Here is a 12,010-nt window from a genome sequence, read left to right as displayed (position 1 = left end):
ATGGCTCGCTGGATTTCCGCCGCCCGCTTTTCGCTTCGTATTCTGCCCCGGGCGCTGGTATGCGGGACGATACTCCTGTGCGGGGTGAGCGGTCCTCTGCCCGCGGCCTTTGCCCAGGGCACCGGAACCCGGGCTACGGACCTCGCCCTGCCCCGTTTCGTCAGCCTGAAATCGGACCGCGTGAATGTCCGCGTCGGGCCGTCGCGCGATCACGACATCGCCTGGACCTTCGTCAAATCCGGCCTGCCGGTTGAAATCATCCAGGAATTCGAAAACTGGCGCCGCATCCGCGATTGGGAAGGCAAGCAGGGCTGGGTGTTCCATTCGCTTCTGTCGGGCCGCCGAACCGCCCTCGTCACGCCCTGGGAAAAGAGCGACCGGACCCCGTTGCGTGCCCGCTCCCGTTCGGATGCGGACATCGTTGCCGAACTGGAACCCTTCGTTCTGACCACCGTCACCGAGTGTGCCGGAGGCTGGTGCCGGGTCAACGGTGAGGGCTACGACGGCTGGCTGGACCAGACCCGGCTGTTTGGAGTTTACCCGGACGAGCTGATCGAGGACTGACCTTCGCGACCGGTTCGGTTCAAACCGGGTAACAATTGATTCGGTTGCCCGGACTTATTTGAGTGACACGTCATCTGTAGTAAAATCTGGAAAATATACCAAGTTTGTTGGTAAAATCATCGATAAGAGCAGAGCGTTATATAACAAATCCATGCACAAAAATACCAATGCGTGTGTATTAACGTGACCTCAACCTAACGAAGGTACTTTCTGTATTCCGGAAATGGTCTACAGGATCGTCGTTCATGTCATTCTTATCGCAAGACGGGTCACGGCAGCTTGTCAAGGCTCTCAGCCGCTCAAGCGCAATGATCGAGTTTACCCCCAACGGCCAAGTTCTCGACGCCAACGACAATTTTCTGAAAACGCTTGGCTACACCTTGGAAGAAGTTCGGGGACAACACCATCGCATGTTCGTCGACGAGGCGTTCGCGAACAGCACTGAATACGGGACGTTCTGGAAAGACCTCGCGGCGGGCGAGTTCAAATCTGCCGAATTCAGGCGTTTGGCAAAGGATGGAACGGAAGTCTGGATACAGGCCTCCTACAATCCGGTCTTCAATCGCGCGGGCAAGGTCATCAGGATCGTCAAGATCGCGTCGGACATCACGGCATCGAAGCTGAAGGCCGCAGAAGACCAGGGCCAGATCGATGCGATCAACAGAACCCAGGCGGTCATCAAGTTCGAGCTCGACGGAACAATTCTGGACGCCAACCAGAACTTTCTGAATACGGTCGGCTATGGGCTGGACGAGATCGTCGGGCGCCACCATCGAATGTTCGTCGAACCGGGTTATGCCGAGAGTGCAGACTATGCCGCCTTCTGGAAGCATCTGGCCGAAGGCAAGGCACAGCAGGGAGAATTCCTGAGATTCGGCAAGAATGGACGGGAGGTGTGGATTCTGGCCGTTTACAACCCCATCCTCGATGCCGTTGGCCGGCCGATCAGCATCGTCAAGTTTGCCTCAGATATCACGGAACAAAAAAGGCGCACAGCCGTCTACGAGGGTCAGATCCAGGCAATCGGCCGAAGCCAGGCGGTCATCTCCTTTTCCGTCGACGGCATCGTTCAGGAAGCCAACGAGATCTTTCTCAAGGTCGCCGGATACCGTCTCGACGAAATCGTCGGCAAGCATCACCGCATGTTTGTGGACGAAAAATATGCCGAGTCCGAGGAATACGCCGAATTCTGGAAAAACCTGGGCGAGGGAAAACACGCTGCGGCAATCTATCAGCGCAAAAACAAGGCCGGCGAGCCGGTCTGGCTCCAGGCAACCTACAACCCGATCTTCGATGCGTCGGGCAAGCTCTTGAAGATCACGAAATTCGCGACCGACGTCACCAAGAACATGAAGGCGCGCCAGCTTGCGATTCAGGCCGCTGAACAGACCCTGGCAACCGTCGAGCAGTCCGTCACGTCGGCACAGGTGGTCAACGGTTCGGCGCAGGACATCTCCGAAGGCATGTTGAGCGCGAACACAGCGGTTGAAGCCATGCAGGACCGCTCGGAGTCTGCCGAAAGATCCACGGAAAAACTGCGGTCGGCCGCGGCGGCCATGGACGATGTGGTGCAGCTCATCTCCAAGGTTGCAGACCAGATCAATCTGCTGTCGCTGAACGCGACAATCGAAGCCGCGCGAGCCGGAGAGGCAGGACGCGGATTTGCCGTTGTCGCCAATGAGGTCAAGGCGCTGGCCAATCAGACCTCCCAGGCGACCACGCGGATCTTTTCGGAAATCGCCGAAATGCAGTCCGTATCCGGAACGGTGGACGATGCGCTCAAGTCCATCCGCAGTTCAATTGGCGAGGTTCACGAGCTCATCAGCAAGACGACGAGTTCCGTCGAGTCTCAGTGCGCTGCGACGACTGATATCAATGAAAGGCTGCAGTTGGCGTCGAGCAATGTCACGCAGGTCTGCGACAATCTCGACAACTGGGTCGTGGGCATGGAAAACCGGAGGAAGGCGGATCGCCGGCGGCTATTCAAGGAAGGGATGATCAGCCTCGGCAACGGTAGAACAGTGAGCTGCTTCCTGCGCGACGTGTCGAAAACCGGCGCCCGTGTATTTGTGGAAGACATCGAGAGTTTTCCCGATGAATTCAAGCTGGATCTGTCCGACGGTGACGGTTTCCGGCCTTGCCGCGTCATCCGGCGCTATGGAGATGATCTTGGCGTCGAGTTCATCGCCAAGGACGTCGCTCTCGGCATCGCCTCCTGAGGCACCATACACAAGAGGGCGGTTTGCGGACCGCCCTCTTGACCTGACAGGTTCTTCCTCGGCCACCGCAAAGGCGCCAATGTGCCTGGTGGTTAGTCCGACTTGGTTTCCTGGACTTTCAGCTCTTCGAGGCGCGGCATAGACATGATGTTGTAGCCGCTGTCGACGAAGTGAATTTCACCGGTTACGCCGCCTGAAAGGTCGGACAGCAGGTAAAGACCGGTGCCGCCGATTTCGTCAAGGGACACGGTCCTGCAGAGAGGCGAGTTCCGCTTCTGGAAATTGAACATCAGCCGGGCATCGGAAACGCCGGAACCGGCGAGCGTGCGCACCGGGCCGGCCGAAATCGCGTTTACGCGGATGTTCCGTTCGCCATAGTCGACGGCGAGATAACGGACGGAAGACTCAAGCGCGGCCTTGGCGACGCCCATGACGTTGTAGTTCGGCATGACCTTTGTCGAGCCGCCGTAAGTCAATGTCACCATCGAGCCGCCGTCCGTCATGAGATCGGCAGCGCGCTTGGCGATTTCCGTGAATGAGAAGCAGGAAATCAGCATGGTGCGGGAGAAGTTCTCCCGTGTCGTATCGGCGTATTTGCCGCGCAGTTCCGACTTGTCGGAAAACGCGATCGCATGGACCAGAAAGTCGATGTTGCCCCATTCTTCCTTCAGGGTGCTGAAAACCGCGTCGACGGAATCGATATCCTCGACGTCACAGGGCAACAGGAGGTTGGAGCCGACGGAATCGGCAAGCGGCTTGGTGCGCTTGCCGAAGGCTTCGCCCTGATAGGTGAACGCCAGTTCGGCACCATGGTCGGCAAGGGTCTTGGCAATGCCCCAGGCGATGGAGTGGTCGTTGGCCACGCCCATGATCAGGCCGCGTTTGCCTTTCATCAGATCAGACATCGTCACTCCCTCAGCCGTGGTAGCGCGAGAGCGCGAGGGAGGCATTGGTGCCGCCGAAGCCGAAGCTGTTGGAAAGCACGGTATCGAGGCCGGCATTGTCGACGCGTTCCGTCACGATCTCTTCCGGCTTCAAGGCAGGATCGAGTTCGTTGACGTTGGCGGATGCCGTGATGAAATCGTTCTGCAGCATAAGCAGGCAGTAGATCGCTTCCTGCACGCCGGTTGCGCCCAGGCTGTGACCGGTCAGGGACTTGGTGGAGGACACCGGCGGCTGGTTCTCGCCGAAGACACGCCGCACCGCCTCGATCTCGCCGATATCGCCCACCGGTGTCGAGGTGCCGTGCGAGTTGATGTAATCGACCTTGCGCTCGCCGAGGGTCTCGATGGCCAGGCGCATGCAGCGCTCGCCGCCCTCGCCGGACGGCGCCACCATGTCGTAGCCGTCGGAGTTGGCGGCATAGCCGGTGACTTCGGCGTAGATTTTGGCGCCGCGGGCCTTGGCGTGCTCCAGTTCTTCCAGAACGACGACACCGCCGCCGCCGGCGATGACAAACCCGTCGCGGGTCGCGTCATAGGCGCGCGAGGCGGTTTCCGGGGTGTCGTTGTACTTGGAGGACATGGCGCCCATGGCGTCGAAAAGGCACGAAAGGGTCCAGTCGAGCTCCTCGCCGCCGCCGGCGAACATGACATCCTGCTTGCCGAACTGGATCTGCTCGGTTGCCGCGCCGATGCAATGGGCGGAGGTCGAGCAGGCGGACGTGATGGAATAGTTGATGCCCTTGATCTTGAAGGGCGTGGCCAGGCAGGCGGAGTTGGTCGAACTCATGCCGCGGGTCACCATGAACGGGCCCATGCGCTTCGGCGAGCCCTTTTCCAGCACGATCTGGTGCGCCTGGAACAGGTTCTTCGTTGAAGGTCCGCCGGAGCCCATGATCAGGCCGGTGCGGACATTCGAGACGTCGTTTTCCTCAAGGCCGCTGTCGGAGATCGCCTGCTGCATGGCGATGTAGTTGTAGGCCGCGCCATCACCCATGAAACGGAGCTGGCGCTTGTCGATCAAGGACGGAATATCGACGTCGGGCATGCCGTGAACCTGGCTGCGGAAGCCATGTTCCGCATAGTCCGGAGCAAAGCTGATACCGGATTTGCCTTCTTTCAGGCTCGCCAGGACTTCTTCTGCGTTCGAGCCGATGGACGACACGATTCCGATACCGGTGACGACGACGCGTCTCATTGCGGTCTCCTACTTTTCTTGTCGGCACAGCAGAGCTGGAAAGAATCCACAAAGCCTGCGTACCCGGAAATAACGTCAAGCCGGCGTATCCGGTGTAAAACAGGCGCCGGTTGGAAAAAAGATGCCGAGGGCGTCAGGTCTTCGCCAGGCCCACACGCAGATCCGTTGCCTTGTAGATCTGCTCGCCGTCCGCTTTCAGCCAGCCGTCGGCAATGCCGAGGACAAGCCGGCCCTTCATGATCCGCTTGAAGTCGACACCGTACTCGACCAGCTTCACGTCCGGCGTCACCATGCCCTTGAACTTGATTTCGCCTGTCGACAGCGCCATGCCCTTGCCTTCAAGGCCGAGCCAGCCCAGGAAGAAGCCGGTGAGCTGCCAGAGGGCGTCAAGTCCGAGACAGCCGGGCATGACCGGATTGCCCTGAAAATGGCACGGGAAAAACCAGAGATCCGGTTTGATGTCGAATTCCGCTCGGGCGTATCCCTTGTCGAACTCGCCGCCGGTTTCGGAAATCTCCGTAATCCGGTCGAACATCAACATCGGAGGAAGAGGCAATTGCGCGTTGCCCGGTCCAAACAGCTCGCCGCGGCCGCAGGCGAGGAGAGCTTCGTAGTCGTAGCTGGAGCGGCGCTCGGTCATACAAGGTCCGTATTTGTTTCCTGCCCAGGACATCCTGTCTCGGAACATGGTTGTTTTCGGTTCGTTTGCGGCGCCTTCGTATCACAGGGGAACCCCGACCGAAAGATGTCACATGCCGGAAAGTGCCAGCTTTTTCGGGACCTTTGTCAAGTTTTGGACGCAAACAAAGCCGAAAAACGGACTCAAGACACGGTTGCCCGCGCCGATAAAAACTTGCATTTTGGCCACAAGAAATGGCAGATATAACGCAGCGGCCTGAAATTTGGCCCTTCGCGCTGACCGCGCAAGCGCTGGAATGCGGTTTTGGGAAGACAACAAAAGTTGGATCAGAGCGGAATGAACAAACACATGGCGACGCAATCAGCTTCAAAAGATGTGACCGACATCTTGCGGACAGCCGGTTTGAGACCGACCCGCCAGCGCGTATCGCTCGCTGAACTGCTCTATTCCAAGGGCGACCGCCATATTTCCGCGGAATTGCTTCACGAGGAAGCCGTGGCGGCCGATGTCCCGGTGTCGCTGGCCACCGTTTACAACACCCTCCACCAGTTCACCGAAGCGGGTCTCTTGCGCGAAGTCGCGATCGACGGCAACAAGACCTACTTCGACACCAACGTGTCGGATCACCACCATTTCTTCATCGAGGGCGAAAACCGGGTGATCGACATTCCCGGTGAAGTCGTCGGGATCGACAAGATTCCGTCCGCTCCGGAAGGCATGGAAGTTGTGCGCGTCGATGTGGTGGTGCGGATCCGCGAAAAAAGCTAGGCGGCTTGCCAATCCACGCCAGGCGTTCGTTCCCTAGAAACGCCGGCTCCCCGATTGCCAGAGATAATAATCCGAGGTCGCGCCGATCTCGGCGAGATGGCGCTGACCGTCCTTCTCAAAGCCGATCTTCCTCAAGAGCCTGGCGGACGGTTCGTTTTCCGGATGAGTGATCGCGCAAAGCCGCTTGAGCTTGAGCTTGTCGCGGACGAACTCCAGGACAGCCCGGGCCGCTTCCTGGCCGTATCCCTGTCCGCGATAGGCTTCGAGAAACGCAAAGCCGAGATCCGGATAATCCAGTTCGTTACGGACGACGAGGCCGCAAACGCCGATCGGTTCGATCGGGTCCTTCAGCTCAACAAGCCACAGGCCGACCTTGTTCAGCGTAAACCGCCTGAGCGTCTTTGACTTGATGTAATGAAGAGCGTCGCTTTCCGTTTCGATCCCGTGATCGGCGATGTAACGTACATAATCGGGTTCATTCATCAGTTTCAGATAAAATGCGCTGTCGGAAAACGACGGCAGCCGGAAGCGCAGGCGGTCGCTCACCGGAAAGGGTCCGAAAGGGAAACTCAAGACGCCGCGTCCTGTTCAATTCTTGCCCTTGCGCGCAACGCGATGTCCGGAACGGCGTCGAGCTTTTCCTTTTCCGGGCTCTTGCACAGGTCGTAGATCACGCAGCGCCAGCAGTCCGGCTTGCGCGCCTTGCAGACGTAGCGGCCATGCAGGATCAGCCAGTGATGGGCGTGCAGAGCGAACTCCTGAGGCACTGCCTTTTCCATCGCCTTTTCGACGTCGAGCGGCGTTTTGCCCGGGGCGATGCCGATCCTGTTGCCGAGACGGAAAAGATGGGTGTCGACCGCGATCGTCGGGTGCTTGAAAAAAATGTTCAGCACGACATTCGCGGTTTTCCGGCCAACCCCGGGGAGGCTCTCCAGGGCCTCCCGGTCTTCCGGCACCTCGCTGCCATGGTCGCGAACGAGCTGTTCGGACAGCAGGATGACGTTTTTGGCCTTGTTTTTATACAGACCGATCGTGCGGATTTCGTCCCGGACCCGGTCTTCACCGAGCGCTAGCATCTTTTCCGGCGTGTCGGCGATCTGGAAGAGATGTTTCGTGGCCCGGTTCACGCCGACATCGGTCGCCTGGGCCGAAAGCACTACGGCGACAAGCAACGTGAAGGCGTTCACGTAGTCGAGTTCGCCCTCGGGTTCCGGATTGTCGGCATGGAAGCGCTGAAAGATCTCGTAAGCTTCCGCCTTGCTGTAGCGGGAGCGTTTCAGAACCTTGCCCGGATTGTCGACCGAAGAGGCCGTCTTCCGGGCTTGCGCCGTTTTTTTGGGCCGGCCGGATCTTTTGCCGGATACTGAACTCTTTGCTTGCGTCATGTTCTCTCTATAATCAACCTTCATGAGCGAGAACAATCCGAAACACGACACGACCGAACATTCGGAGGGGTTGAACAAGCCGTTTTTCTCGGCCGTGCTGACGCCCTATCGGTCCCTGGGACCGAATGGCTTTCTAATTCTGATGTGCATTTTCGGCGCGGTCTGTTTTGTCTCAGGCATGCTTTTTTTGAGGATCGGCGCCTGGCCGGTCTTCGGCTTCTTCGGCCTGGACGTCGCGCTTCTCTGGTTCGCCTTCCGGATGAACTACCGGTCCGCGCGAACGTTCGAGGAGGTTGTCGTTTCCAGAAGCGAAATCGCGGTCCGCAAGGTCGGGCCCGGCAAACGGTACCAGGAGTTCCGGTTCAACCCGATTTGGGTGCGATTGACGGTAGACCGGCTGGAAGACGAGGGGGTCGTCAGGATCTCGCTCTCAAGCCGTGGCGAGACCGTGGATTTGGGCAATTTCCTTAATCCGGATGACCGCACCAGCTTCGCCGGAGCGATGGCCAATGCGCTGGCCACCGCCAAGACCGGTGGGGTTTAGAGCCCTTCACGGCAGCACCGGTCAGGACGCCGGAAGAGCGGATGCTCCGATCCGGAAAGGGAGCGAAGTTGTTACGCCTGCACCGTTTCCACGGCAGCGGCGGAAGGGAAGCGTCCGCTGATTTCTGATGGGATCTGGTAATAGTCCTTCATCAGCGCATAGTCTCCCAGGCAATACTGGGTGAGGTTCTTACGGGCCTGACGCTCCAGCTCCATGAACTTCACCTTCTGTCCGCCGGTCTGTTCGCGTCCCAGAACGAGATCCTGCTGCACCGTATCGGAGAGAAACCGGGTCAGCTTGTCGAGTTCTTCTATCCGGTAAATCTTCTGAAAATAGGTCAGATCCGGGCCGAGAAACGTTGTCGCCGGATCGGTATGGTGTTTGATCGAGCTGGACAGGATCCGGTATTTTTCAAGATTGTTGAAAAACTCGTCCGGAGAGGGGTTCGGTCCGACACCGAGCTTCTTGGCCAGATCCAAATCGATGCGTTGTTCCGAGAGTTCGCGATGATACCGCACCCGGTTGCTGTAGGCGGACAGAAGCCTGGCAACAGGGTCCCTGATCAGGGCAATGCGGATCATGTTCTCGTAGTCTTTGTGCTTCACGTCCCAGAAGGACGGCGAGCCGTATGCCGCATTGTGAATGTGCATCAGCTTGCCGTCTTCCTTGTAGATTTCGAAAATGCGCCCTTCATTAATCTGAAAAAACAACATCTTAAGCGAGGTGCAAGCCACTTTCGGCATGGGGAAATAAACAATGTTATGGTTCTTCAGTTCCACAGCCATTTTCGTTTCCATCTCAGTTTCGGAATAATTGGTGGAACGATGCTATGCGAATTGCAAAATGAGGGCAACAAAACTTGTAGGATAACAATAGAACTACTTTAGCAATAAATTAAAGATACTTTCTTGCCTTAAAAATACAGTAATTTTGTATCTTGGACGCTCAACTCTCCAGTTTGAGCGCCTTCAATCTGTAGAGTGCCTCCAAAGCTTCGCGAGGCGTCATGTCGTCGGGATCGATGTCCTTGAGGGCGTCCGCCAGAAGATCCGGTTCGTTCTGCACGGCAGCGCTGGGCGCTTGCGGCGTCAGGCTGGCGAAAAGCGGCAATTCGTCGATCAGGTTTTCGGCGGGAGACCTGCGGTCCTGTTCCTCAAGCTGGCCGAGCACCTGCCTGGATCGTTCCACGACCTTCGCCGGAAGACCCGCGAGTTTCGCCACCTGGATGCCGTAGGAGCGGTCGGCGGCACCGGGGACGATTTCGTGCAGGAAAATGACGTCGCCTTTCCATTCCTTCACGGAGACGGTCGCGTTGGAGAGCCTGTCAAGCTTGGCGGACAGCGCGGTGAGCTCATGATAGTGGGTGGCGAACAGGGCCCGGGACCGGTTGACTTCATGCAGGTGTTCAATGGTCGCCCAGGCGATCGAAAGCCCGTCGAATGTCGCTGTGCCCCGTCCGATTTCGTCGAGGATGACCAGTGACCGGTCGCCCGCCTGATTGAGTATGGCCGCGGTTTCCACCATCTCCACCATGAAAGTGGACCGGCCGCGCGCAAGGTCATCGGCCGCGCCGACGCGGGAAAACAACCGGTCGACAACGCCGATCCGGGCGCTTGCTGCCGGCACGAAGGCCCCCATTTGCGCCAGGACGGCAATCAGGGCGTTCTGGCGCAGGAAGGTCGACTTACCGGCCATGTTGGGACCGGTGATCAGCCAGATCCGGCCGATATCCTCATCACCGTCAGGGCCGAGGCTGGCGTCGTTGGCGACGAAACTCTCGCCGCCGGATTTGCGAAGCGCCTGTTCGACCACGGGATGGCGGCCGCCTGTGATTTCGAAGGCCCGGCTGTCGTCGACCAATGGACGAACGTAGTTTTCCTCCTGGGCCAGTTTGGCAAGTGCCGCCGACACGTCCAGGATGCTCAAGCCTTGCGCGGCCGCCTTGATCGCCTCGCCCGCGTCGATGACCGCCTGGGCCAGCCGCTCGAAGATCTCCAGTTCAATGGCAAGCGCCCGTTCGCCGGCGCTGGCGATCTTCGATTCCAGATCCGCCAGTTCGGTGGTGGTGAACCGCATGGCGCCCGCCATGGTCTGGCGGTGGATGAACCGCCCGGGATCCGAGGTCAGCTTTTCCGTCTGGGCGGTCGGTGCCTCGATGAACCAGCCAAGCACGTTGTTGTGCTTGATCTTCAAGGACCGGAGACCGAGTTCTTCCGAATACTCCGCCTGGAGGCGGGCGATCACCTTGCGGCTTTCGTCGCGCAGGGACCGCAACTCGTCGAGATCGGCGTTGTAGCCGCCGGCGACAAAGCTCCCGTCGCGTTTCAGAAGCGGAGGATCCTCCTTGATCGCGGCGGTGAGGTCCGCGCCGAGCTCATGCGGGGCCTGGTCCAGGCTTGCCCGCGCGGCCGCGACTTCCGCCGGAACGGTGCCGTTGCCCGTCTGGTCGGCGGCGGCACGCGCGGCGGCAAGACCTTGCGCGACCGCGAGTATGTCACGGGGCCCGCCCCGGTTGAGCGCGATGCGCGACAGCGCCCTGGCCATGTCCGGGGCGCCCTTCAGGGTCTGGCGCAGCCCTTCCCGCATGATTTCATTTTCAAGAAAGAAGGCGACGGCGTCGTGGCGGTGCTGGATGGCCTCGACGCTGACGAGCGGCCCGGCGAGACGGCTGGCGAGCAGACGCGATCCGCCGCCGGTAACGGTCCGGTCGATGGTGGCAAGGAGCGAGCCCTGCCGTTCGCCGGATAGGGTGCGGGACAGTTCCAGATTGGCGCGGGTCGCGGGGTCGATCAGCATGCGCCCGGCGCCGGCCTCGCGCACCGGCGGGTCAAGCGGCGGGCGTTCGCCAAGCTGGGTCTTTTCCACATAGGAGAGAACGCCGGCGGCGGCCGACAGCTCCGCCCGGCTGAACGTGCCGAAGCCGTCGAGCGTCTTCACGCCGAAATAATGCGCCAGGCGGTCGGTGGCCGTGGAACTGTCGAAAAAGGCGCGCGGCACCGGAGACAGCGCCCCGCCCGCCTGTTCGGCGAGATGCCGCACCTCCGTTTCCTGCAGCAGGTTGTCCGCCAGGATCAACTCGCGGGGCGCGACTTGCGCCAGATCGGCGGCAAGGCGCTGATGATCCGTTTCGGAGACCTGAAACGACCCGGTCGACATGTCGATCCAGGCCAGGCCGTAAACCGCGCTGCCGTCGAGCGACCCGCCCTTCAGCCTGGTCAGCGCCATCAGGAAATTGTTCGATCCGGCGTCGAGCAGCCGTTCCTCGGTCAGCGTTCCGGGTGTCACGAGCCGCACCACGTCCCGGCGCACCACGGATTTGGAACCGCGTTTCTTGGCCTCCGCCGGGTCTTCCGTCTGTTCGCAGACCGAGACGCGGAAACCCTTGGCAATCAGTTTCTGCAGATAATCGTCGGCGGCGTGGACGGGCACGCCACACATCGGGATATCGTCGCCTTGATGCTTGCCCCGTTTGGTGAGTGTAATGCCCAGCGCCTGCGAGGCGACTTCGGCGTCCTCGAAGAAAAGCTCATAGAAATCGCCCATCCGGTAAAACAGCAGACTGTCCGGATTGGCCGTCTTGATTTCCAGATACTGGGCCATCATCGGCGTGACCTTTGTGTCAGCCGGGGCCGGTTTTTCGACGCTTACACCACTCATGCCCGATTGGTAGCAAACCTTTCGGCGCATTCCACACATGGTATGAGGCATCTTGGCTTGAGCCTTCATTTTCCAGGGGATAAGGTCGGGCTCC

At 59.5% G+C, this 12,010-nt stretch carries 11 protein-coding genes; 4 read left to right on the top strand and 7 right to left on the bottom strand.

All coding sequences use genetic code 11. The features are described 5' to 3' along the window. Positions 1–564 carry an SH3 domain-containing protein gene (locus JF539_RS22570; RefSeq protein ID WP_207143013.1) on the top strand — a complete coding sequence of 188 codons (564 nt, stop codon included), beginning with the start codon at positions 1–3 and terminating at the stop codon, positions 562–564. 245 nt (positions 565–809) lie between these two features. Further along, complete coding sequence (locus JF539_RS22565) at positions 810–2,783, top strand: PAS domain S-box protein (protein WP_207143012.1); 1,974 nt, start codon at positions 810–812, stop codon at positions 2,781–2,783. A gap of 92 nt (positions 2,784–2,875) precedes the next feature. Here the strand turns inward: JF539_RS22565 and fabI are convergent, their stop codons facing one another. The 3 genes from fabI to fabA form a co-directional block, all read right to left on the bottom strand. Continuing rightward, positions 2,876–3,688, bottom strand: coding sequence for an enoyl-ACP reductase FabI (gene fabI, locus JF539_RS22560; RefSeq protein WP_207143011.1), 813 nt, complete (start codon positions 3,686–3,688; stop codon positions 2,876–2,878). A 10-nt stretch (positions 3,689–3,698) separates the two neighbouring features. Further along, positions 3,699–4,922: a beta-ketoacyl-ACP synthase I gene (gene fabB / locus JF539_RS22555; RefSeq protein WP_207143010.1), complete on the bottom strand. Its 1,224-nt coding sequence runs from the start codon at positions 4,920–4,922 to the stop codon at positions 3,699–3,701. Positions 4,923–5,055: 133 nt separating this feature from the next. After that, positions 5,056–5,562 (bottom strand): 3-hydroxyacyl-[acyl-carrier-protein] dehydratase FabA, encoded by a 507-nt coding sequence (gene fabA / locus JF539_RS22550; RefSeq protein WP_207143009.1) that lies wholly within the window; start codon positions 5,560–5,562, stop codon positions 5,056–5,058. Positions 5,563–5,910: 348 nt separating this feature from the next. Here fabA and irrA point away from each other — a divergent pair, with 348 nt between their 5' ends. Continuing rightward, positions 5,911–6,330, top strand: coding sequence for an iron response transcriptional regulator IrrA (irrA, locus tag JF539_RS22545; RefSeq protein ID WP_207143008.1), 420 nt, complete (start codon positions 5,911–5,913; stop codon positions 6,328–6,330). Positions 6,331–6,363: 33 nt separating this feature from the next. Here the strand turns inward: irrA and JF539_RS22540 are convergent, their stop codons facing one another. Then, positions 6,364–6,876, bottom strand: a complete 513-nt coding sequence (locus JF539_RS22540; RefSeq protein ID WP_207143007.1) for a GNAT family N-acetyltransferase — start codon at positions 6,874–6,876, stop codon at positions 6,364–6,366. Positions 6,877–6,899: 23 nt separating this feature from the next. Further along, complete coding sequence (gene nth, locus JF539_RS22535; protein WP_207143006.1) at positions 6,900–7,715, bottom strand: endonuclease III; 816 nt, start codon at positions 7,713–7,715, stop codon at positions 6,900–6,902. A gap of 22 nt (positions 7,716–7,737) precedes the next feature. Here nth and JF539_RS22530 point away from each other — a divergent pair, with 22 nt between their 5' ends. Then, positions 7,738–8,259, top strand: a complete 522-nt coding sequence (locus tag JF539_RS22530) for a DUF2244 domain-containing protein (RefSeq protein ID WP_207143005.1) — start codon at positions 7,738–7,740, stop codon at positions 8,257–8,259. Between the two features lie 71 nt (positions 8,260–8,330). Here the strand turns inward: JF539_RS22530 and JF539_RS22525 are convergent, their stop codons facing one another. Continuing rightward, positions 8,331–9,044, bottom strand: a complete 714-nt coding sequence (locus JF539_RS22525; RefSeq protein WP_207143004.1) for a sulfotransferase family 2 domain-containing protein — start codon at positions 9,042–9,044, stop codon at positions 8,331–8,333. A gap of 160 nt (positions 9,045–9,204) precedes the next feature. Beyond that, a complete protein-coding gene (gene mutS / locus JF539_RS22520; RefSeq protein ID WP_419247700.1) occupies positions 9,205–11,946 on the bottom strand; it encodes a DNA mismatch repair protein MutS in 2,742 nt (913 codons plus the stop codon). Between the last annotated feature and the right edge of the window lie 64 nt (positions 11,947–12,010).

Origin of the sequence: Roseibium aggregatum, assembly GCF_017309185.1 — a bacterium.
In the GTDB taxonomy this organism is placed as follows: Bacteria; Pseudomonadota; Alphaproteobacteria; order Rhizobiales; family Stappiaceae; genus Roseibium; species Roseibium aggregatum_B.
Note: the sequence above shows the minus strand (reverse complement) of the source record. Positions and strands in the feature narration are given on the sequence as shown.